This window comes from Chitinophaga sp. YR627 (genome assembly GCF_900114995.1).
GTDB lineage: Bacteria > Bacteroidota > Bacteroidia > Chitinophagales > Chitinophagaceae > Chitinophaga.
Genome location: NZ_FOUX01000002.1, coordinates 650,937 through 675,396 on the forward strand (window position 1 = coordinate 650,937; position 24,460 = coordinate 675,396).

At 46.1% G+C, this 24,460-nt stretch carries 11 protein-coding genes; 2 read left to right on the forward strand and 9 right to left on the reverse strand.

The genetic code is table 11. The features are described 5' to 3' along the window. Positions 1-8: 8 nt before the first annotated feature. Entirely contained in the window at positions 9-869 is an 861-nt protein-coding gene (locus tag BMZ72_RS11380) for a sensor histidine kinase (protein WP_143087669.1), read from the reverse strand. A gap of 401 nt (positions 870-1,270) precedes the next feature. On the opposite strand from BMZ72_RS11380, the gene BMZ72_RS11385 reads away from it, so the two are divergent. Together BMZ72_RS11385 and BMZ72_RS11390 are read left to right on the forward strand one after the other, a co-directional pair. Then, on the forward strand, positions 1,271-1,972 hold the full coding sequence (locus tag BMZ72_RS11385) for a peroxiredoxin family protein (RefSeq protein ID WP_089808318.1): 702 nt from the start codon (positions 1,271-1,273) through the stop codon (positions 1,970-1,972). A 40-nt stretch (positions 1,973-2,012) separates the two neighbouring features. Further along, positions 2,013-3,086 carry a class I fructose-bisphosphate aldolase gene (locus BMZ72_RS11390; protein ID WP_089808320.1) on the forward strand — a complete coding sequence of 358 codons (1,074 nt, stop codon included), beginning with the start codon at positions 2,013-2,015 and terminating at the stop codon, positions 3,084-3,086. Between the two features lie 82 nt (positions 3,087-3,168). Here the strand turns inward: BMZ72_RS11390 and BMZ72_RS11395 are convergent, their stop codons facing one another. The 8 genes from BMZ72_RS11395 to BMZ72_RS11430 all read right to left on the reverse strand — a co-directional run bounded on the left by BMZ72_RS11395 (position 3,169) and on the right by BMZ72_RS11430 (position 24,425). Next, positions 3,169-5,715 carry an outer membrane beta-barrel protein gene (locus tag BMZ72_RS11395; protein WP_177222762.1) on the reverse strand — a complete coding sequence of 849 codons (2,547 nt, stop codon included), beginning with the start codon at positions 5,713-5,715 and terminating at the stop codon, positions 3,169-3,171. A 340-nt stretch (positions 5,716-6,055) separates the two neighbouring features. Next, complete coding sequence (locus tag BMZ72_RS11400; protein ID WP_089808324.1) at positions 6,056-6,637, reverse strand: RNA polymerase sigma factor; 582 nt, start codon at positions 6,635-6,637, stop codon at positions 6,056-6,058. Positions 6,638-6,746: 109 nt separating this feature from the next. Beyond that, positions 6,747-7,307, reverse strand: coding sequence for a hypothetical protein (locus tag BMZ72_RS11405; protein WP_089808326.1), 561 nt, complete (start codon positions 7,305-7,307; stop codon positions 6,747-6,749). A 70-nt stretch (positions 7,308-7,377) separates the two neighbouring features. Then, a complete protein-coding gene (locus BMZ72_RS11410) occupies positions 7,378-8,409 on the reverse strand; it encodes a PorP/SprF family type IX secretion system membrane protein (RefSeq protein WP_089808328.1) in 1,032 nt (343 codons plus the stop codon). A gap of 32 nt (positions 8,410-8,441) precedes the next feature. Beyond that, positions 8,442-10,226, reverse strand: coding sequence for an OmpA family protein (locus BMZ72_RS11415; RefSeq protein WP_089808330.1), 1,785 nt, complete (start codon positions 10,224-10,226; stop codon positions 8,442-8,444). A 38-nt stretch (positions 10,227-10,264) separates the two neighbouring features. After that, positions 10,265-11,272 (reverse strand): PorP/SprF family type IX secretion system membrane protein, encoded by a 1,008-nt coding sequence (locus tag BMZ72_RS11420; protein WP_089808332.1) that lies wholly within the window; start codon positions 11,270-11,272, stop codon positions 10,265-10,267. 21 nt (positions 11,273-11,293) lie between these two features. Beyond that, positions 11,294-15,334 (reverse strand): PKD domain-containing protein, encoded by a 4,041-nt coding sequence (locus BMZ72_RS11425; RefSeq protein WP_255373184.1) that lies wholly within the window; start codon positions 15,332-15,334, stop codon positions 11,294-11,296. A 148-nt stretch (positions 15,335-15,482) separates the two neighbouring features. Continuing rightward, positions 15,483-24,425, reverse strand: a complete 8,943-nt coding sequence (locus tag BMZ72_RS11430; RefSeq protein WP_089808337.1) for an Ig-like domain-containing protein — start codon at positions 24,423-24,425, stop codon at positions 15,483-15,485. Between the last annotated feature and the right edge of the window lie 35 nt (positions 24,426-24,460).

The window sequence follows — 24,460 nt, forward strand, 5'->3', positions numbered from 1 at the left end:
AATGTAATTTATAAGTTCTCCGGCAGTCTGCCATCATTCAGAAAATCCAGTACAACCGTAACACCGTTATCATTGTAAATATGCAAGGTTCCTCTCACCTGCCGGCTTAGCCCTGTCATCAGCATGAATCCCATAGACGTGTCCGCATAGGGATCAAAAGAGACAGGCAGTCCTACCCCATTATCCATTATCAGCAATTTATAATGCCTGCCGTTATTGCTTTCCATAGAGATGTACACACTGCCTTTTTCCCTGCCGGTAAAAGCATGTCTGAAAATATTACTGATGGCTTCTGTGATAATGAGTCCGAAGGGTATAGCGAGTGTAACATCGAGCTTTAAAGGTACTGTTTTAAGGTTGAAGTCTATATCGGTATCTACCTCATATTCATCTTTAAGATAATCTAACAGTTCGCTGATATACCGGGGAATATCAATCGTTGACAATGCATCTTCCTGATACAGTTTCTGGTACACCAGCGAAATGGCAAACATTCTGTGTTGTGTATTACGGACCGCCTGACGTGCTTCATTGTCTGCCAGAAAGGTATACTGGGTATTCAGCAAACTGATCGCCATCTGCAGGTTATTCTTTACCCGGTGATGTGTTTCTTCTATCAACCAGTCTTTTTCGCGGGTAATATTTCCCAGATACCTGTCAAACTCATACAGCTTACACCGTAAACTTTTTATTTCATCAAGCGCCTGGTGATGCCGCCATCTCTGACGCCAGATCACAATACCAGTTACCAACAGTAACACGATGCCTGCAATGGCATATACCGGATACCCGGCACCGGCGTTAACAAATGTGGAATGCAGGCACATAAAGCTGTGAGTAATGGTGAAGGCAACAGGTAGTGTGTTCAAAGCGAAAATGCTATCAATTGATAATAATGGATCCGATCCATGAAAAACCGAACTGCTTACCTGAATAACGGACAGTCTGCTTATCCGGTATCCTGGTCAGTTCGACACAAGTGCAACAAGCGTGATGCCATTTCTTTAATAAACTGATTTATAATAACTTGTAGCAAAAACCGGGTTTCGGAGATCTGTTATATTTCGCTGATCTGCGAAATATGATCGTGTTAACTGTTTAGGCTAAAAAACAATCTGCTAATAATCAATTGGTTAACCATTGGCACGGAAGTCGTTAAGCCTCTTTAGGATAAATTAACAGTAGGGAATGCCAGTCGCATACTGGTAACATTTTACTTTGTTCATACCTTCAACAAACATACATTTAATCAACCCAAAGACCCATTTTCATGAAGACAACCGTTTTGTTCCTTGCCTGTTTTCTTTTTGTTTGTGGTATCAGTAAACAGCTATCTGCACAAACAAGGCGTAATACCAAATACATACTGCCAAACGGGAAGGTACTCCCGGCTGACAAACTGGATAGCCTGCGCGCTGCCTGGGGACCCGGCAGACTCGTATTTAGTCACAATGCCAAAGATGACAGGGAAGGTATCATGCATCTTGTTAAAATCACCGATGAAATGGCCCAAAAGATGCAGGAGGCCAGCGCCAAAAGGCAGCAATTACTGAATGATATGGTCGATAAGCCCGCCCCTGGTTTTACACTCCTGGATATTAACGGCAAAAAATGGTCACTGAAAAATTTGAAAGGAAAAGTAGTCGTACTAAACTTCTGGTTTGTCACTTGTCCGCCCTGCATACAGGAAATGCCGGAACTCAACGGGCTGACCAAAGATTATCAATCGAAAGATGTGGTATTCCTGGCGATGACTTATAACGATAAGGAAAAGGTGACTGATTTCCTGGAAGCGCATACATTTGATTATAACCTGTTGGTCGACTCTCACGACACAGATGTGGCGTATAATGTGACGTCCTGGCCTGTGAGCTTTGTAATCAACAAAGAAGGGATTATTAAGTTTGTTACAAAGGGTGGTCAGGCAACTATACGCCAGCAGTTAACAAAGGCAATTGATCAGGTGTTATAAGTAATTATATATTCCATCATATCACAAAAAACACAAAACCATGACTCCAGAAAAAATCAATAGCATACTCGGAGACGAAGCCCAGGATCTGCTCACTTACAAATGTACCAAAGTACCGAAAGAAAGATTACACCTCCCCTCAGCTGATTTTCTCGACCAACATTTTGTGTTTTCCAACCGAACGCCCCAGACATTAAGAAGCCTTGCACAATTATATGGCGCAGGCCGCCTGGGGGGAACAGGATATGTATCGATCTTACCTATCGATCAGGGTATCGAGCACAGCGGAGGGGCTTCTTTTGCTGCGAATCCGATGTATTTTGATCCGGAGAACATCGTTAAACTGGCTATTGAAGGCGGCTGTAACGGTGTGGCTACTACTTACGGCGGACTGGCACTCATGTCTCGCAAGTATGCACACAAGATACCATTCATCGTCAAGATCAATCACAACGAACTGCTCACCTATCCCAACAGTTTTGAGCAGATCATGTTTGGCACGGTAAGAGATGCCTGGAACCTGGGTGCTGTTGCAGTTGGCGCAACTATTTATTTCGGTTCTGCAGACGCACGCCGCCAGATCACAGAAGTAGCCGCTGCATTTGAAGAAGCACATTCACTCGGTATGGCGACCATCCTCTGGTGCTATCTGCGTAATGACGCCTTTAAAACCGGCGGAAAAGACTATCATGTAGCAGCAGACCTTACCGGTCAGGCGAATCACCTGGGCGTAACCATACAGGCAGATATCATCAAACAAAAACTGCCTGAAAATAACGGTGGCTACAAAGCACTTAATATGGGTAGCAGCAGCTATGGCAAACTGGATGAAAGAATGTACACTGATCTGGCTACCGATCATCCGATTGATCTCTGCCGCTATCAGGTACTGAACTGTTATAGTGGACGTATCGGATTGATCAATTCCGGAGGTGCATCGTCTGGCGCCAGCGATCTGAAAGAAGCTGTTAAAACAGCCGTGATCAATAAACGTGCGGGGGGTATGGGACTCATCTCCGGCAGAAAAGCATTCCAGCGTCCGTTTGAAGAAGGGGTATCATTGCTGCATAGCATACAGGACATTTATTTATCAAAGGAAATTGATGTTGCTTAACGTTATGTTCTGCATAAAAACAATGGCATGCAGTTTTAACACTACATGCCATTTTTATTTGCCTCTTCATAATAAAGATCAACTATTTCCGGGCTCCCTTAAACATGCGCAGATCACACTGCAAAGAGAACATAAAGTAACGTCCAAGTAACCTGTTCTGGTTCTCCACTACCGTATTTCCACTGATCGTCTGCGACAATCTGGAGGTCTCGTCCAGCAGATTAAATCCCTGCAAACGGCAGGTCAGCTTTCTCTTGAAAAACATTTTTTCAATTGTTCCATTGACCAGCAGCGGATTTGCTGTCAGTGCACCACTAAACCCACTGTTCAGCTGTTTGGTAAGATCAGCTGACAGACTGAATGTTTTCAGAAAATATACTTTGCCATTGAAGTTAAAGTTCCAGGTATTGATATTCGTAATATTATTCTCCTGCAATACATAGACATTGCGGTTGTAAGTATAGGATGCACCACCTGTCAGCTCCATCCACTCACGCAACATATTTGCTCTTAATGACTGATTGATCACGAGGTTCTGTCCTGTTTTCCGCACATTATCCATGTAGAGGATATTATTGTTGTACGAACTGTTTCCATCCAGGAATAAATTATACTTACCATCATCTATCCGGTAAGACCATCCGTAAATAAAGCGGAAATTATAATCACCATCCGTATTGAGAAAACGGGTTTCCTGCTTTACAGTATTAAAGCTATCCTTGACAAGTGAGACATTTGTCACCACTTTATCCTGTGTATAGTTAGCCGAAAGGTGTACAAACAAAGTATTCAGACCCGCATTACGATAATTGAAAAACAGAGAATGCGCAAAAGCCGGTCGCAGATCAGGATTACCTATGATAGGAAACTGTGCATTCGTCAGATCCGGAACAGGCTGCAATTGCTGATAGGTTGGGAATATCACATTCCCTGCATATGATAAACTCATCATAGCCTGTCTCGGTAATTTGTATTGTATGCGGAAGACCGGCACCAGTTTGTTGCTTTTAACTACCGCCCTGTTTAAGCCACCCGCCATACTGCTGTTCAGACTTGCTGGCAACAGCCGCATACCAAAGGTCATATCCCATTTATTTTTTGCCCGCCGGTAGTTCAGTTCGATCTGATGTTGTGTTTGCGTATAGAAGTAGCTATTACTGAGAGAATCGATACGGTTGATCTTTCCATCTGCATTGATCCACCGGGTATCCTGTATATTCTCCGTACGGTTGTAGTTCAGGGAATAACGGAACTCAAGACTATTCACGGAATCCAGCGGCTCTACATAGGACAATTGCCCGTTTGCAGTGAAGTTCCTGTTCTGCTTGTCTAACAACTGATGTAATACGGAATCTTTTGCAACGGTGCTATCGGGATTGTAATAACGCAGACTATCGATACCATCCTGCAGATTTTTATTGTTGGTCGTATTGGCATACAATCCGAGGGAGAGTATCCTTCCCAGTCCTGAAAAGCGGTGTGTCGCAAAGAGACCCGCCAGATAGACGGGCGTATTATTCGTATTGCTGCTGGAGGTGATCTGATCCTTTCGTTGTAAACCACTTTGAATAGCGCTGGTAAAGTTGTTGTTGAAACTCTTATTGCCGGCTGCATTGATATTGAAGTTGATCATATCTCCTTCCTTCGGCTTGTATTCTGTTCCGATATTGATGTTATAGTTGTCATTCCGGCTGCCGTTATTACTGCTGTTGACACTGGATAATGTACCGTCGGTTGTGACCGTCTTTACAGTACTCAGGGATTCCAGTTCACTGGTAGTGCGTCCACCCATCACCCCTACGTTCATAGAAAACTCTTTCGAATAATTACCCCTGTAGTTGATGTTGCCCGTAGAAGTAACCGTATTTCCTACCTGTGCCGTTATGTTATTCGTATTACCGTTTATAGAGAGTTGTTGCTTTTCACTGAAAAAGTTAGCCAGCAGAGCGGCATTATACCGGCCATCATTGCCTGTTCCTGCCAGTGCCTGTGCCTGATATACCTTTTCCAGATCGGCTTTGGTCTGTATGTTCAGTATTTTCTCCGGTTCTCCTACTTTCCTGCCGGTCGCCCTGGCCAGATCACCATAGTCGTCGATCAGCTGTATTTTGTCGATGAGGTCAACCGGGAGTAAGCGGGTCAGGGTTTTGATATCATCGATCATAAAGTCTTTTCCGTTGATCCTGACCTTGGTAATTTTCTTACCCATGGTCTGGACATTCCCCTCCATATCCACCTGCATGCCCGGTAATCGTTTCAGCAGATCTTCCGCGACAGCATTCTGCCGCAGACGATACTGGTCTGCCCGGTATTCTATGGTATCTTCCTTTATGATGACGGGAGAGAGTTTTCCTTTTACCACGACTTCCTTCAGTTCACTGGTCTTCATGGTAAGTTTAATCAGCGGCAGGTCGATCTGTGCACCGGCATCCCGAAAGGAAAATTCCCGGTACCAGGTTTCATATCCCAGCACACTGACACGGATGGTAAATATAGGTTGGCGCACCTGTTGAAAAGAGAATCTGCCGGTTTCGTTACTGATAGTATGCAGGGTATCACGTCCGGCCATCAGCCACACGTTAGCGCCAATCATTTCCTGGCCGGTAGTGTCTCTGATGGTACCTGACACGTTATATGTTGTTTGCGCCGACAACCCTTGCAGGCAGCAAAAAAAACAAATGAGCAGGAAGATCCTCTTCATAAGAATATATGGAATTCATTTCAGACCTGTTGAATGGATACTGCTGATTACGGGCTAACGGGCAAACTGGTTAACTTGACTATACGGCTAATAACAAACAATCATGATTCCGGGTATCCTGTAAAGTGGCAAAAGTATCCTCGCAGCATAATGCTGTTTACCTGATGAATTTAGTCATTTTTAGGGAGATAGCCATTAAAAAAATGGACCTACTGCATACTGATTGCGGTATGGGGATAAAAGCGGTAAAAAGCTCCATACGGAGCTTTTATACGACTTCAGGGCTTGTTTCTCTTTCCATCATTTTACGCATATTCATGACGGCATATCGCACCCTTCCCAATGCGGTATTAATACCTACATTAACGATCTGGGCGATCTCTTTGAAGGAGAGGTCGGCATAATATCTTAAGATAAGCGCTTCCCGCTGTGCCTCAGGCAGACGATCTATCAACATTTGTACAGAGGCATGCGTTTCTCTGGTGATAATACGTTGTTCCTGACTTTCTACCTGGTGGTATATCTGATTGGAAATTTCATCTCTGTAGATAATGGCAAAAGCTGCTGTCTTTTTACGAAAATGGCTGATACAACAGTTGTGGGCAATCCTGACGGCCCAGGCTATAAAGCGGCTGTTGTCAAGATAATGGCCTTCATTGAAGGCATTGATGATCTTTATGAACACATCCTGGAATATATCTTCCGCCAGACATCTGTCTTTTACCAACAGCATGATGGTTGTAAAGATCCTGTTCTTGTGTCTGTGCACAAGTACAGTAAATGCACGGTCGTTGCCGGATCTGTACAATCTTATGAGTTCTTCATCTGTCAGGTCACAATAGCTGTTCATGTCATTAATTTTTTAAAATACCGGGCAAAAAAGGTGTTTAAAAAAACCGGCCGCCCTGGATAAAGCAGCCATCTTACATGTGGTTTTGATGGAGATGGTCATTAGTAAACTAGTTCTTCAGACCGAAGTAAGCTTTTACTTCATCATAGTTACCCCAGTTGATGCCTTTGGATACACGTCCTGCAGCAGCACCAGGAATAATCACATATCTTACCAGGAATCTCTTCTGACCAGAGGAGTTCGTCTGTGTACTTACATTGTAGTTACTTAACAGTATCAATCCACCTTCAGCCAGCAGATCTCTGATATACAGATCTCCCTCTACATAAGGCACAGATGATACTCTTGGATCTGTAGCCAGGTACAGATTGAAATATATTTTCACCAATCCTGTGTTGAGTACTTCACTGGTAATTTCAGGTACTTCAACACCCCATTCGTACTCACCGCTGGCAGTATCCAGTGCGAATTGTGTTTCAAGCCATTCGGAGTAGATAATATTCGCAGAACCTGCGTCACCTTTGTCTCCCTTATCTCCCTTGTCGCCTTTAGAGCCATTTTCACCGGCAGGTCCCGCAGGTCCTACATCACCATCCTTTCCGCAGGAAGCCATACCTACCATTAAAGAGAACATAACTGCAACAAAGAAAAAACTGGAAATTCGTTTCATAAGTAATTGTTTGTGTTTTGGTTAAGATGTTTGGTTTAATAATTTATAAGTGTGTCATTCTATCCGTTGATCAGAAATTATTCCGGGGACACAGATCGCCGTAGCGGTTACCGATCAGGAATCCGATCAGTATTTCATGTGTGCCCTTACTGACTGCATTGAGTGAAGAGGTCGTGTAATCGTAGGCATAGCCGATATTGATGGTGGAACTGATGTTCACACCCAGCATAGCAGCAAAACCATCCTTCACACGATAGGAACTGCCTATCCACAGGCGGTCACGATACATAAGCTTTGCATTTACATCATAGCTTACCGGCGCTGCGGTGACCAGTCTGACCATCACAGATGGCAGCAGGGTAAAATCTTCGCTCAGCCATAGTCTGTAACCACCGGAGAAAAACAGGTGCGGCACCAGCTTCCCTCTGTAAAGAGAGTCACCCACTACTTTACCATTATCATAGGCTACCTCCTGGGGAACGATATTCTGGGCAGCCGCACCTAAATAAAAATCCGGGCCGTACAACAACAGTCCTGCATTCACCTCAGGTCTCCATTTATTCAGTAGTGCACTGGATGCTACTACCGGGTCACCTGGTTGCTGGAACTGTAACTTCGCCGCATCTACCGATACGGACTGCATACCTACAGAGATACCTCCGCTGATGCTCAGTCTTGTTGACAGTGGAATATGATGTGCATATGTTGCGCTGATGGAGAACCTGTTCAACGGGCCTGTCTTATCATTTAAGATGGTCATACCCACACCTGCATGTGCCGGCGGTGTGGTGTATTCCTGCCAGTATGCCCGGCCCCTGGGATTATCTCCCGGAGGGGTTAAACCGGTTACACTGGCTACAGGGTAATCGCTTTTGCGAAGCGGACCATTCACTGTCAGGTAAGTCGTCACCGGCGCTCCGTTCAGTCCTGTCCACTGATGACGGTGACTTGCCTTTACATCCCAGTAATTTTCAATACCAGCCACTGCGGGATTGATAATGAAAGGATTCAGGATATACTGTGTATAATGCGGCTGTTGTTGTGCATGTAAGCCCTGCGATAAGACTACCAGCAACAGCAGCAACAATGGTTTTCTTTTCATAAGCTTTTTGTTTTTTAGTGGTGTGCATTAGCTTATTCGCGGCTGAGGATCTTGAACTCCGTTCTGCGGTTACGCGCACGGCCTTCAGGATTATCAGAACCATCCTTATTGGTGTTTGGTGCTACCGGACGGGAAGCAGCGTATCCTTTTGCCTGCAGACGGGCACTTTCAATACCCTGACCTACCAGGTAGTCAACACAGCTTTTCGCACGTGCATCGGATAATTTTTCATTCAGGTCATTCGAACCTTTGCTATCTGTGTGTGCACTCAGCTCGATCGTGATCTTCGGATACTTCTTCAGCATAGCTACCAGTCTGTCCAGTGAAGGGAAAGAAGCAGGTTGCAGGTAAGACTCATTGAAGTCGTAATACACATTTTCAAGTACAATAGGTCCGTCTGTTGTTGGCGGCTCCAGTGCAATGATCTGTGGTTCCGGTTTTGGTGCTGGCGGTGGTGGCGGTGGTGGTGGTACAACTTTCTTCAGTGAAAACAGTTCCAGGCAGCAGGCCGCATCTCTGTCAGAAGACAACCATACAGATTCAAGGATATTGTCTTTACTGCCTTTGCTGGTGAAATACATATCATCTTTCACAGAATTCACCGGATAACCAAAGTTCACAGGTTCAGCCCATGTACCTGCAGATTCCTTTGTATAGAAGAAATCAAATCCGCCCATACCCACACGGCCATCAGTAGAGAATACCAGTAAACCGGATGCAGCATGATAATAAGGCGCTTCCTCATTCCATGGGGTATTTACAACAGGTCCTAAGTTCTTTGTAAAGAAAGGGGTGCCTTCTCCATTCAGCTCCGCTTCCCAGAGATCAAATGCACCTGCGCCTCCCGGTCTGTCACTCGCATAGATCAGGCGCTTGCCATCAGGGGTTACAAAGGGCTGTTGTGCACTGAAACCAGGCACATTAAGCACCGTATCGAGTATTACCGGCTCACTCCAGGTATCGCCTGTTTTTTTGCTACTGTAGATAGCGGCGCTTTTCTTACCCTGTTTAACTGTCCAGCGGGTCAGGAATAATGTATTACCATCAGGTGTCAGGGCAATCACTCCCTGGTCCACATCCTTAGGTTGCGGTATGTTCAGATGGCTTACAGTGTCAGGCTGTCCTGCTGCATAATCCGCACTGTACAGGCGGTTTACAAAAGCATGTCCTTTTACATCTTTATCGGGTCTGGTAGAAGTAAACACCAGCACATTTTCTTTATACCATACCGGTGCATAGTTAGCCCCCACAGGATTGATCACTGCCGGCGCCTTTTCTACCTTGTACAGGTTCAGATCTGGTTTAGCCATTTCAGCGATCACAAAACGCAGGTTCTGTAATTCACGCTGTGCGGTAGCACGATAGTTATCTTCTACAGTATAATAGGTCAGGAAGTCAGTAAATGCTTTCTCTGCCAGTTCATGTCTTCCCAGCGCACGGAGAGCTACCGCATAGTGGTAACCTGCCAACGGGAAAGACGTTTTATCAAACTCAGTTGCTTCTGCATACCAGGGTACAGCTTTGCTATAGTCGTGCAACAAACGGTAGCTTTCTGCCAGTTTGTAAATAGCCTGCTGTTCGCTGCTGACAGTTGCCAGCGACTTCTTTGCAGACGCTTGTGTATTATATGGTCTGTATGCTGCATCACTTACAATCTTCCTGGCGCCTGCCAGGTATTTTTCGTAATAAGGTGCAGCAGAGCTATATTCTGCATTCTTGTAGTAATAGTCAGCAGCTCTCAGATAGTTGTACGCTACCTGCGCCTTGCTGATGGCTACTGCTGAAAACATTGCTATGGTAAGAAAAATACGTTTCATGTTCTTCTTTTGATACGTGTTGACGGATGAGGTTCATATTAGAGACGCGGACAAACAAACTCCACTTCCTGTGATCTGAAAAGCTTTCTGCCAATGAAAGTGAGTGACAGTTCGAAGGCGTTGGAGCCTCTTGCCATCTTGCTCAGTTCAGAAGTATTGATATCATAACTTACACCCAGTGTTACACCCTTGTAGGTAAAACCGGCGTGTGTGGATACCGCATCTTTGAACCTGTAGTTGACACCCAGCAATACGTCTGTGATCGGATTTACAAACAGCTGTCCGTAAGCACCGGCCATTTTCTCTTCTGCATTACCCTGTCTCAGGTACAGGATATTAGGGGTTATGCTGATCGCGTCCGTCACTGCCAGTTTCACACCTGCATGACCTGTAAAACGCATAGGGAAACGTGCATCACCAGTAACGCTGAACTGATCGGTCGGACGTGTCAGGTGCGATACGGCGAAACCGCCAAAAATGTTATACTTCTTTCCTGGTTCCGCGTCATAATACAGTACACCGGCTCCTGCATCAAAAGAAGTAGAGGATGTTCTGCTGAAACCATCCGCACTAGGCGTACCGGGATTGTAACCGGTAATAGGATTCCACTGATCTCCGAATGTTAATTTGGAGGCATCGAACCTACGCTGGATCATACCGAACTGTAAGCCGAATACTACGCGATGGTATCCTTCAGCGCCAAAGCGTACACCGGTGTAGGAAGCACTTCCGTAAGCAGTCGTGTAGTTATAACCACCATCGCCTGCTTTCTGATTCAATACGCTGGCGCCGAAATTAAACTGTTTGTTGGTCGTGAAATCGGCGGCAACACCATACGTGGTAAACGGATCGCTGATGTTTCCCCATTGATTACGATAGATGGCGCCAATGCGGTACTGGCCATCAAATGCACCGGTCAGTGCCGGGTTGAGCCATGACGGATACACATAGTACTGGGAAAAATGCGGATCTGTCTGTGCTGTTGCTGTATTCCCTATGAAGATCAGAAAGGGCAATACCAGGATGATAGATAGTATATTTCTCATTTTGGTCGATATTTTCAGATGTTATTGTAAGATGACTACATAGCCTGTCATTGGGGCTGTACCATTGTTTAGTTTAATGACATAGTAATAAGTGGCCTGCGGTAATAAATGGCCTTTATAGGTGCCGTCCCATGGCGTCTTATATCCTTCGGAATAGTATACCTGTTGTCCGTAACGGTTGAAGATCTCTACTGTGCACTCCGCGTAATCAGACAGATTGGTCAGTACCCATCTGTCGTTGATCTGATCTCCATTCGGAGAGAACACATTAGGGATACTCACTTTTTTGAAGACTTTCACGGAGGTTTCGTCTGTCGCTATACAACCGCCCTCTCCGATCGCCGTCAGTGTATAGATCTGGTCTTCCATCGCATTCAGCACCGGTCGCAGTGCAGTAGGATCAGACAGTCCATCTGGTGGTGTCCAGCGGAAGCTCAGCGAAGAGTCGTTTGCAGTTGGTGCAAATCTCACCTGACTACCCTGCGCAACGATGAAGGAAGGACCTGCATCTATCACTGGTTGCAGATATACCACAACATTGCTGGTGAACGGTACGGATACACAACCTGCGCCATTGGCAACCACCAGCTGTACAGGATAATCGCCTGGTTCTGTATAGCGTTTTACAGGATTACGATCGGTCGAACCGTTACCATCACCAAAGGTCCATGCCCATGATACGATGTTGTTATTGGCATCCACACTTCTGTCGGTGAAGACATTATCAGCACCCTGACACAGCGTATCCGGTGATACGGTGAAATCAGCCATTGGTTGTGCGTAGAAGTCAGCCAGCACTTTCTCTTTTGTAGCGGTACAACCATATACAGATGTAGTAGTCAGTACGACTGTATAGGAACCTGCATCCTGATAATGATGTAAAGGAGAAGCAGTTGTTGCTGTGCCGCCATCACCGAATGCCCATTGATAAGCCAGGGTTGACATATCAGGCACTGCTGACTGATTATTAAACTGCGCAGCTCCTTCCGGCATACAGATATTGGTCGGCAGTGCAAAGTCAGGCACCGGCAGCGCATGTACAGCTACCGTTCTTGCTGCCGTATCACTGATACATCCGTGATCACTGACAGTGACCAGTTTGGCGTTATAGTTTTTCCATGCTGTATAAGTCTTATCAAATGTGGTATTGTCGGTACGGTTTTCTGTGCTGCCATCTCCGAAGATCCATTTCCAGGTAGCAATGTTGCCGGTGGTAATAGAAGACTGATCTGCGAAGCTGACTGCCTCACCGAGACAAACATCTGCATTGGCAGTAAAGAGTGCCTGTGGTTTCGGATACACGGTGATGGTGGCAGAAATAGAATCTGTACAACCACCCTGTGCGGTAAATACATACCAGACAGTATGTGTGCCGGCGCCGGCTGTCAACGGATTGAAGATACCCGCCTGTGACACACCATTCCCCTTGTAGATGCCCGTACCGGTCACGCCGTTGGTTACGCTTGCCTTTGCTACAGAGATGACTGTTTTGTCATTGATACAAACAGCAGGCAATGTCGCACCAAATGTCAGCGCTGGTTTCAGATTGAAGGTGGCCTGTACAGTTGTATCTTTCATACATCCCTGTGCAGTGGTCACCGCATATTTAATTGTGTAGGTCCCAAACCTGGAATAGCTGTGCAGCGGATCAGCAATAGTGGCTGTATTAGGGTTGGCAGGAGTAGCATTCGCATCTCCGAAATCCCATGCATAGGTACTGATGGCCTGTCCGTCTGGTGCTGTCGTCGTACTGTTGAACTGTACTTCACCGGTTGCCAGTAGACAGGTATCCGGATAGGTAAATCCTAAAACAGGATTAGCATTGACAGCGATTGTTTTCTTTACCGTATCACTCACACATAGTTCACTTACTTTCACCACATGTGCTATTGTATAAGTACCATATCTGCTGTAATGGGCTTTCTGCACAGTGTCGGTACCAACAGATGCAGTCGTATCATTGCCAAAATTCCAGTACCAGTTCTTCATAGGGGCTGTGCCTCCGTAAGTGGACTGGTCCGTCAGCTGTACACTACCTCCTTCACACACAGCAGCTGGTGCTGTGGTAAAATCAGCTACGGGGATCGCTACCACATTCACAGCTATAACGGTATCTGCCAGACAACCCTCTTTTGAAATCACACTCAGTGCAATATTCTGCTGTCCTACCGGGAATCTGCGTTGTACAATGGCTCCACTATCCTTTACAGCACCAGGGAATGTCCACTTCCAGCGGTCAATTGTATAACCATTACCGCTGCTATCTGCTTTGAAATACACTGTATCCATTGTACAACCGGTGAAATCGGTAGTGAACGAAGCAGTAGGTTTACGTTTTACATCTACAGAAATCTTTACTTCCTCTTTATGATCACACTTCTCGATACTTGGATGTGTGTTAACGATTGGAATTTCATATTTACCGATCGTACTGAAAAGGTAGGTACCTGGCAGGGTGTATTTATAATATGGTACACCATTCACCAGCTCCTCTCCCAGCGGCACAGGGTTCGTCTGTGCCACATCCGCATTTGGTGTTACGACATTACCCAGTTTACTGATATTCCAGTGCATCTCTGTAGGTTTGTATGCCAGCAGCACGGACAGTTCAACCGGTGTTTGTGTACAGGTAAAATCATTTTTATAAGATGAGGTATCCTGTTCATTGTGGATAACTCCGATCACATTCAGGTTATTGATGAGCGTACCCGCGTTATAACCATAACTTTCTACCGATCCCAGACCATAAGTTACCGCGGTAAAGGCGGAATCACTCTGTACAATACATTGGGCCTGCGTGGCATTCCATCTTTTGACAACGACAGAATAGCCCGGCACATTCGGGTGTGGGATCGCCACATTCCAGGAGTTGGCCACACCATCGATCGTCAGTGTATTCAGACCGTTGGTGGGTATGATCATCGTGAGGTAGTTCACGTTAATGTTCTCACGGTTGTTTCTGTAGAATCCGATCCTGTTAATGGATTGCTCCACAGGACTCAGGTACACCATTTCAGGGTCACCATCTCCACCCGTATTGTTACAGGCGCCTGTAGATGACATATATTGTGCAACTAATACCGGCTTATCCGCTTCGATGAGATCCGGCGTGTTACTTTCGTATTCATAATATGAGTTATTCAGCAAGCCTGTTAACTGTACGCCGTTACGCTTTACCACAGTGGTCGGATCTTTTACCACCACCTTATAAGGATTGGTCATAAAACTGCTGGGCGTATTATCAACAGAACTTGGCGCTGTGAGGTAACGTTTTCCCCATGCCTGTGATGGAAATACCTGTTGAATGTTATTATCACCACTGGAGCCGAAATTGCCAACACAGGCAATACTTGTACGGCTACTACCGGAGAATACCGCTACAGGAAAACAGGTATCATTTACATTTGCGATCGATCTGACAGTCGTACCTGTCATTTCATGTCCGGCACTTCCACCAAGCGATGCACCGATCACCTGATAGATCTCTCCCCTGTTCAGGGTAACAGTGAATGGCACACCAGGCAGTTTACCATTACGGGTAGGTACGGAAGGGGTAATTTCTACTACCGTATTATTCTCTTTTGCAACGACAAACATCCAGGAGAAACAGTCAAAGTCATAGTCCTGCTGACTGTTCAGTGAAACATAGTAATATCCCCAGGTATCTTCCGGCATCAGCATGGTCGCGCCGGATGAAGCACTACCGTAGATGTGTGCATAAGCTACAATAGGAACGTCACTGACGATATGAATACCTTTCCGCTGAAACAGACCTTCACCCCCGGTACCACCGAAAGTAGGCGGTACAGAATAAAGTCTTGCGTCAAAAGTACCTGTCTTAGGAATCTGGTCGGTTGCAATAACAGTGTTGGCAGGAATTGTATAAGATCTTGACCAGGTGGTGCCATCAATAGTAACGGTAACATTAGCAGGTTCTTCCGCACTCAGATAGAGTACCATTTCCTGTGAGTTACCTCTGTTGGGTTCCATGAACTGGTGGTGGCCATATCCTACCCAGAAGCTTTTTCCTCTGTTGGATAAATTCTGACCATAGGTTTGCAAACAGGTTAACAGGATTATTAAGGCAGCAGAGCAGCTGCGGAGCAACATCCTGCTGCTGTTGCTCCCGCCAGCAGGCGGAGAGCAATAGCAAGCAAAGAATTGTTGGGTTGATCTGAATGTCCATTTCTCCATAAAACCATTTTTTAGATTACCTCAAGAGGTTGAGCGTACCTTTTCTTTCGACGCTGGTACCATCAGCCAATTTCAGTTTACAGATGTAGATGTATACACCGGAAGGCTGCGCCTTACCTCTGTAACTACCATCCCATCCCAGGTTCTGATTATTGGATTCGAATATTTTCTCACCCCACTGGTTGAACACCATGAAATGAATTTCTCTTACTATAGCGCCGTATACCTGCCATGTATCATTCAGACCATCACCGTTTGGCGAGAAACCTGATGGAATGTATACGCCGTCTGGTAATGTTTTACCTGTAACAGCCTGTGATACTTTATCCTCACAACCGGTAGCTTTCACCATCAGGGTCACTGACTGTTGTGGCTTCAGGCCTTTCACTACATGTTCAAGTCCTTCTCCGCCGGAAGATGGCGCTGTCCAGGTAGCTCCGTTATCTGTAGATACCAGGTAACCTTCAGCACCCGCGATCTCATTCCAGGTGAAACGGATCTGATCTACACCGATCGAATCTACTCTCAGTACAGGCACTGCCAGTTGTGGTTTCACCAGTAAGGTGGCTGGTGTACGTGCTACACCGGCGCAACCGCCCGTGGTAGTTTCCACATAGTATACCGCAGGACTTACCGCGTCTTTGATTTCCAGTGCAGGACCTGAGGTAATCAATGCACCACCGGTTGCTGAATTATACCAGTTGTAGGTAGCATTCGCATCTGCATTCTGAATCGTGAATGTGGCATCTGTGTGCGCACATACGATCAGTGTGTCTGCGATCAGTGCAGCAGCACCTGGCTCATTTACAACGATCTTCTTCACAGTATCTCCCACACAACCGTCTTTCGTGATCACCCGCAGGGTATCTGTGTATTCACCTGCAGCAGGGTATTGTTTGGTCACATTGCGTGTATCAGCAGTCGTACCGTCGCCAAATAGCCATTTCCATTTGCTGATCGCTGCATTGTTCTCTGTTGTTGCTGTTCCGTTCAGTACCGCGATATCGCTGATACAACCGTTGTAGCTGATGGCGAAGTCTACGTGCGGAGCAGCCATTACTTTCACTTTCAGATAAGTGGTGATACTGTTATCACAGCTTTCGATAGCCGGGTCGGTCACTTTCACAGGGATCACATAATCACCCGGAGCAGAGAAAGTATAGTCTGTTGTAAGCTGGAACTGATAGTATGTCACACCATCTATCACCAGTGTATCAGCAGCTACCGGATTGTTGGATACAATATCTGTTGCCGGCGCCAGGTTAGCAACCTCGCTCAACTGCCATGTCAGTGTCGATGGTATCATTGGCAGGGTAGCACTCAGACGGAACGGCGTCTTCGCACAGGTATAAGCATTCCTGGCAGTCGTCTGATTATTTGTATTGGTAAATGCAGGCTGTATGTTCAGGTTCCTGATCTGCATTGCTACGTTATATGCATAGCTGACATTATATCCGAAACCATAGGTAATAGCGGTGAATGCAGAATCACTCTTCACAGTGCTCAGCCCCTCACTGGCATCCCAGCGTTTTACAACCACCACATAGTCAGCCTTGTTCTGATGGTTGAAGGTGTAGCTGAATGCATTGCTACCATCGATGAGCAGGGAGTTCAGACCCTGTTTATGGATCACCAGGGAAATGAAGTTGGCACTTACACCTGCATCCGCATTACGATAGAAAGTAGCTTTCTTCACACCTTGTTCTACAGGTGTCAGATATACCATTTCCACGTCTCCACCTGCTGCGTTGCCACATGCGCCATCGTTAGCGAAGTACTGCGCAACAGTTACCGGTTTATCAGCTACGATATACTCTGCTACTTTACTTTCAAATTCATAGTAGCTGTTATTGATCAGCGTACTCAATGGCAGCTGTATATTATTTCTTTTCACGATCGTCGCAGGATCTTTCACCAGTACGCGATAAATGTTATTCATCAGACGAACAGGATCTGTCATACCGGAAGATGGAGCTGACATGAATGTTTTACCCCATGACTGCACCGGCAGGTTCTGCTGTACGATGTTCTCTCCATCTGTTCCAACCGGTCCGCCGGAACCACCGCATTCGAAGGAGCTAAAGCTGTTACCAGAGAATACGGCTACCGGATAACACTTGCCTTTCTCATTCTGTATAGAACGAACGATACTACCGGAGAGGTCATATCCCTCATTCAGGTCTTTCGATGCACCTAATACCTGGTACACTTCACCTCTGTTCAGCGTTACCTGGAATGGTATGCCTGCTGCGTGTCCGCCTGCTGTCAGTTGTGAAGGCGTGATCTCTACTACCGAGCTGTCATTATCTGCAATAATGTAGAACCAGGAGAAAGCATCTGCATCTGCATACTGACGGGCGGTCATCGGACGGTATTCATAACCATACGTACCTACAGGCAATAACAGTGTAGCGCCTGCTGTAGACCAGCTGTACTGGTGTGCATAAGCGTTGATCGGTGCATCACTTTCGATGCTGATACCGAAAGGATATAAACCTTCACCGGAGAGACGGGCATCGCTCAGACCGGATTTTGGTATAAAGTCAGTAGTAAAGGAACCATTTGCAGGCACAGTATAATCTCTACCCCATGCAGTACCATTCACTTTCACTACCACATGTGCTGCTGTAGCACCTGCTACGAAGTGTAGCGCCAGGTTCTGGTCATTGTCGGTAATAAAACTTCTGTCATGACCATATGCTACCCAGAAACGTGTACCTGTATTCGAAGTATCTGCACCAACAGGACCATTCGGTTCGAAGATCAGTTTACCTCTCAGACCGGTGAATTTATCCAGGTAATGGAGTGCTGTATCTGCGATGATATTCCTTGCTACATCTACTGTGCTGCTGTCATTAACGATCCAGGTATTCGCAGCATCTGTTCTGCCCAGACGCACGTTCTTCTCTCTGTCCATATAACCCAGCCAGGAATCCACATAGAACTGCTCCAGGTTAAATTTATAATTACCCGCACCTGTGACGTCCACATCTGTATAGAAGTACATGAATGGCGTACCCTGTGCCAGATTTGGCGGTACTACACCTGAGTAACGTTTCAGGGTAATAGTAGCCGGTACGGCAGTATTAGGGTCCCATGTGATCTTCGCTACCGTGTCAGATCCATAGAGGAACTGTTGTGTAATACCAGGAGCCGGTGTTGCCGGGATCGCCTGTAATACGGTAGGTACTGCTGTTGGCAGGAATTCGTACGCACCCATGTCAGGTACACCTGCGGTCAGCGTTACCGGTCTTGCTTTCTTGTTGATATCGTGGTCGTTACCTGGTATCTGTACGCCACGGCCATGGATAGCCCATACATCAGGGTTTGTCAGCTCAGGTTCCAGTGTATTGATGCTTGCAAATGCAGGCTTGTGTACAATGGAACTGATATCGAGGTCAGAAGCCGCGATCCAGTCAGTCAGGTTATCATAGTCATCACCTGTGCCACTTCTGGAGATCAGTGTCGTACCTGTTGTATAATAAGTATTGTAGTCACTGTTGATATAGTCGCTCAGCGCTATTTCAGCTGCGAGACCGCCACCTTCATTAGAGAAGATATTGTTACGCAGTTTCACGTTACCATCCGCAGGACTTGTATGAGAGATGTAAGCCGTTACATTCGCACCTACCGCTGTAGAGGCATTGTATACGGAGTTATTATAGTAGTTGATGTTATTACCCTCGTTACTGTATAAACCGTAGGCTACAGCACCGGTGGTTTTTACAGACACAACGTTATTCACCGTCGTGTTGTAAGAAGAACCCACATTCGCCAGTGCCCAGATCATACCGGTATTACCAGTTACAGCAATCACCTTGTTGCCTTCTATCAGACCGGTAGCAGCAGCAGAACCTTTACAATCCTGCAATGCGATACCCCAGATGGAAGTACTCAGGTTACTGATGGTGAGGGTATTGCCGATCACTTTATAAGCGCTGTCGCCGGAGCTGAGTACGATACCATAACCTGATGCAGTCATCGGACTCTTAATATCCACAATGTTTCTGGATACCACCGGACGGCTGACAAAATTGATATTGATACCGCTGGCGAACACGCCGCTTACATGATTGCTATCGACTAACAGGCCACGTACTTCATCATCATTAGAAGTACCGGAGAAGTGGATACCACTTGCACCGTTTTTGATCGTATTACCAACGATAGCGATGCTGCCACCTTTGAAGTCGTCGGCAAATACGCCGATTACATTTGTATTGTCTGTAGTCGCAACCGGCACATTAATCTTATTGGTCAGCAGACTATCTCTTACAGCATTACCGCCAAAAACTACTGCACGGCCATTGGTGGCATCGGTGGCAGTGATCGTGATATTCTTATAAGTGATATAGCTGGCACTATCCAGTCTCAGTACATAGTTTCTTGCTGTTGTGCCTGCGTATGTCAGGGTAACAGATGCAGGGTCGCCATTCTGGCTACGGAAGGTCACACGGCTGGTATCAGATGCACCAGGGATCTTATGCATATACACCTGTTCTGTATACGTACCAGGTACCACATCAAAGATCACCTCACCTGCGATACCACATTCCATGGCAGCTACTGCTGCTGTGAATGAAGGGAAGTTCCTGTTGCCGGATCCTGCCGGATTGATCGTATAAATACCCTTGATCAGTGGCTGGTTCATGTTTACGAAGGCCACTTCTGACCAGGCTGTATCTGTACCGCTACATACCAGCTGACAACGGAAGTAGTTATTGGCACCCAGTTCTGTTTTGAATCCTGGTACATAAGCAGTATCGCTGATGTACACCCATGGACCGGTAGCAGAATAAGATGCCTGCCACTGATAGGTCAGACGACCTGCAGTGGTATTCTCGATCAGGTCCAGACTAACCGGGGTACCCATACAGATGTTGTTATTCGGAGCTACCACTGCCTTACCCGCATTGATCGGGGTCTGACACAATGGAAGACTGATTTCATAAGCACCTACGTCCGGCGTAGTCGTACTTCTGCTTCTTCCCAGGATATCTGTCGCTACACCCTGTGGCACACCGGTATTATCCATTTTATAGAACGCCGGTTGCAGGTTACCATTCGGCAGATCAGCATAGATCGGATCATAGTCTGTAGCAGCAGTATCTTTCTGTGTAGCAGCTTTCCACTCGCCCAATGTTTTACGGGCACCGTTGAAATAGCCGGTATAGTTTTCCTTACCACCTGCTTTTACATAATAGTTGTTATTCTGAATATCCGCATCTCCGCTCAGGTAGATCGCATATTTCGATTCGTTACCGCTGCTGGTGACTGTAATATTGTTATTGATAAACTTGCTGGTATTACAGAAGTAGATATACGCACCATAAGAAGAGTTCCATGTTTGCGCAGAGCCTTCTCTGTCAATGGAGATGGTGTTATGCAGCGCAATAATATTGGTAGACCAGGTCAGTGAGAGACCTCTGCGGCTACCGTCTACATTCATATTGTAGATGATGTTATTGGCGATAGTATCCTGTTTGGTATCATCAGCGTTTACGTTGTCAAAGCTGATACCATATACCGTGTTGGTTGTTGGTGATGGCGTACCATTAGACACCGCATTGCGAAGTACTTTCGCATTGTTATGTCTGCTGGTCAGGGAAATACCATACAAGGTCCAGTCTGAACCAGTTCTGGTCGGACGGGTCAGGATATTATCTGTAATCAGGGTAAAGCCGGTGTAAGAAGCGTAAATACCTCTGCTATAGTAGTCCTTTATTTCATTTGCAATGATGCGGTTATTGGATGTACCGGCGTTGGTGTATCCCATCACGGTGATACCATAGTAACCACCAGAGATCTTATTCTTACTAAAGGTATTACCAACACTGAATGCATTGCTGCCTGAGCTTGCCGCATCTGTTTCTGATGTACTCATCACAATACCTGCGTGGTCGCCGGTAGTACCGTCTGCCTTTGTAATGATCTCACATTTGGTGATCACGTTACTGTCGGCATGATTGTACAACTGCACACCCCATCCATAGGTATTGGTACCGGTAGCATCTATTCTCAGACTGTCGAAAGTGATATGATCCGCTTTACGCAGTTTGATCACCGCTCTTTCAGCACCATCAGCACTTGAATAGTGGATCGTATTACCGTTACCTCTGAAGGTGATGGTATTTACCGCAGATGCACCAGGGATAGAATCCAGTATCAGTTGCTCTTCATAAGTTGTGCGGCCTGCCACCACATTAAAGATCACCGGACCAGCTATACCACACATCATTGCCTGCTTGGCATCATTGAAGCTGGTAAAGTTCAGACCACCGGTAGGCAGTGTTTTATCGATGGTATAAGTGTTCGGAGCAAGTGCGCCGTTTACTGTCAGCAGTATTGGTGTTGAATAGCTGGTATTCGCACCACAGGTCAACGCTGCCCTGTAGTACAGTGTAGTGTTGGCAATGATAGTCGTATCCGCATACTCAGAAGAAGTACCCAGGTTTGTATAAGTACCACCAAGTGTTGGAGAAGTTTGCCACTGATAGGTCTGTGTCTGTCCCATAGAGTTGCCCGCCAGACTTACCAGTACCGGCGTACCGGCACATACAATCTGTTTGCTCAGCTGTGTCGTACCTCCTGTTGGCGGCGTAACACATGGTGGCGGCGTGAATTCATAGGCACCCAGATCCGGTGCACTGATGTTACGGGCAGTATTGTTGATATCCACCGCAACGTTTACCACACTACCCCTGTTATTCAGACTGGCATTGCTGGCTGAATAGTTGCCGGTAGCAATATCCTGATATAACGGATTCACGGCAAATGAACCAGCATCCTGCTGACTGGCTGCCTGCCATTCAGGTAAGGTAGGCAGGTTCCTGGTGTAGTAACCGGTATACTTGTTGTTTGCTGTTGGGGTGATAAAGATGTCATTCTTATCAGAGATCACATCCGTATTAGGATATGCATTACCATAATACAGACCAAACTGCGCGATATTGGAAGTCGTGGTCAGTGTGATAATGTTGTTGATAAACTCAACACCTGCTGCGCCGCCTGTCTGTATATACCCTGCTATCTTATAAGTATTATTGGTCGAAGTAGAAGTACCATCCATGGAGATGGTGTTATGATAGATCTTAACGTTACTTGCATTGCTGTTATAGATACCATAACGGTTTGCCTGACCATTCAGATTATAGATCAGGTTATTGGTCACTTCGTTTTCCAGTTGGGAAATAGCCTCTACGTTCTCGAGGAAGATACCATAGAAAGAAGAAGTGGTGGTCAGCAATCCACCGAAAGGATTACTGATCCTGTTACCATCGATGATCACTTTGGTACTCAGGTCCTGCAGGTGAATTGCTGCATAGGTAGTTACATTATCACGGGTAGGACGGCTGAATTTGTTATTCTTAATCAGCGCGTTAAATGCACCGTGCACATACACACCTCTGTAGTAAGACTCCGTGATGGTGTTACCAGTCACCTTGTTACGCTGGTTGGCCACGGAAGAACTACCTACCAGTGTAATACCGTAATAACCACCAATAATGGTGTTATCACTGAAAGTATTGTCATCACAATTAGCTGCTCCCCTTCCTACCGGATCTGTAGCAGAAGCGCTCAGCGCGATACCTACATAACTGGAAGAAGTAATGGTCGCCTGTAAAGTGATCGTACAATTTTTGATAGTATTGAAATCAGCGTCATTCAGCAATTGCACACCAATACCACGTTGAGAGGACGTGGTACCTTTCGGTACTATTTTCAGGTTATTAAATGTAAAGTAATCCGCACCATTCAGTTTGATCACTGCCCACTCTGCCGTACTCGGTGAAAGATTGGTGATGGTCTCGCCATTACCGTTGAATGTAATCGTATTAGTTGCAGATGCACCACCCACTGGAGTGATGATCAGTTGTTCATCATAAGGGCCGCTGCCTGCTACTACATTGAATACAACTGCACTGTCAATACCGCATTTGATATAATCGTAAGCTGCGTTGAAGGAAATAAAGTTACCGTTACCGGCAGGCGCATTTTTATTGATGGTAAAGACACCACGTACCAGTGCCGGACTGCTTATCTGTACAGCGGTGGAGTTAGCTACAGCGCCACTGCCGGAACAGGTTACCACACAACGGTAGTAGGTCGTAACTGTCTGTATTTTGTTAGGCAGATAAGGCGTTGTGGCACCCGTGATATTGGTCCAGTTAACATTATCTGTAGAAGACTGCCACTGGTAAGTCAGACCGGTAGCAGCGGTGTTTCCGCTAAGGGAAAGAGAGAACGATTGTCCTGAGCAGACAGTGGTCTGTGTCGAAACAGCCGTACCTGCCTGCGGCGTACCTGTACACGCAGCGGCAGGTGTGTAATTAAATATGATATCAGGACGGGTGGTCATGGTACCTGTGTTGGAGACATTTGCCGTACCACAGAGGTTACCCAGGTTATCCGACCTGAATGTATGAGAGCCATTAAAACCCAGACCTGTTGTCCATCTTACACTTGGGTTATTGGTGAAGTTGTCTCCACCATTACATACTTCCACGATGATATTATCCGTACCATTCCAGAAAAAAGTGGGTAAAGTGTTGAAAGCGTTCACACCAACAACCGGCTGATAGTTCACCGGTCCAAAAACAGTTGTATTGACAGGTACCCAGCTGCCTGCATCAAGCGTCGCTATGGTAGTACTGCCGATTTTAATCGTGTAGTCCTCGACAATACCGGTACTGTTCAGGCTATTGACAGTAAACTTTACTGCATTGATATAACCCGGTTGCATACCAGCGGCTGTCAGCTCACTGGCCCGATAAAGGAACTGTGATCGGGAACCTTCGTAATAATCCTGCAATGGACAGGGGTAACCGGTGCTACCATTGACACCGCTGTTAGACCCGATCGGGATGTCTATCTGTGCAAAAGTATGCAGGCCAGATAGCAGCAACATGATCAGGTATAAAGAAGCCTTGTATAATACAGAAACAGGCTGATTTTTCATGGCTGTTTGTTTTAAGTATTTCTTTCTTTAAATAA

What these genes read in the sequence shown, in the direction of transcription:
- BMZ72_RS11385 (WP_089808318.1), top strand. Translation starts at nt 1,271, where the DNA reads ATGAAGACAACCGTTTTGTTCCTTGCCTGTTTTCTTTTTGTTTGTGGT.
- BMZ72_RS11390 (WP_089808320.1), top strand. Translation starts at nt 2,013, where the DNA reads ATGACTCCAGAAAAAATCAATAGCATACTCGGAGACGAAGCCCAGGAT.
- BMZ72_RS11400 (WP_089808324.1), bottom strand. Translation starts at nt 6,637, where the DNA reads ATGAACAGCTATTGTGACCTGACAGATGAAGAACTCATAAGATTGTAC.
- BMZ72_RS11405 (WP_089808326.1), bottom strand. Translation starts at nt 7,307, where the DNA reads ATGAAACGAATTTCCAGTTTTTTCTTTGTTGCAGTTATGTTCTCTTTA.
- BMZ72_RS11410 (WP_089808328.1), bottom strand. Translation starts at nt 8,409, where the DNA reads ATGAAAAGAAAACCATTGTTGCTGCTGTTGCTGGTAGTCTTATCGCAG.
- BMZ72_RS11415 (WP_089808330.1), bottom strand. Translation starts at nt 10,226, where the DNA reads ATGAAACGTATTTTTCTTACCATAGCAATGTTTTCAGCAGTAGCCATC.
- BMZ72_RS11420 (WP_089808332.1), bottom strand. Translation starts at nt 11,272, where the DNA reads ATGAGAAATATACTATCTATCATCCTGGTATTGCCCTTTCTGATCTTC.
- BMZ72_RS11430 (WP_089808337.1), bottom strand. Translation starts at nt 24,425, where the DNA reads ATGAAAAATCAGCCTGTTTCTGTATTATACAAGGCTTCTTTATACCTG.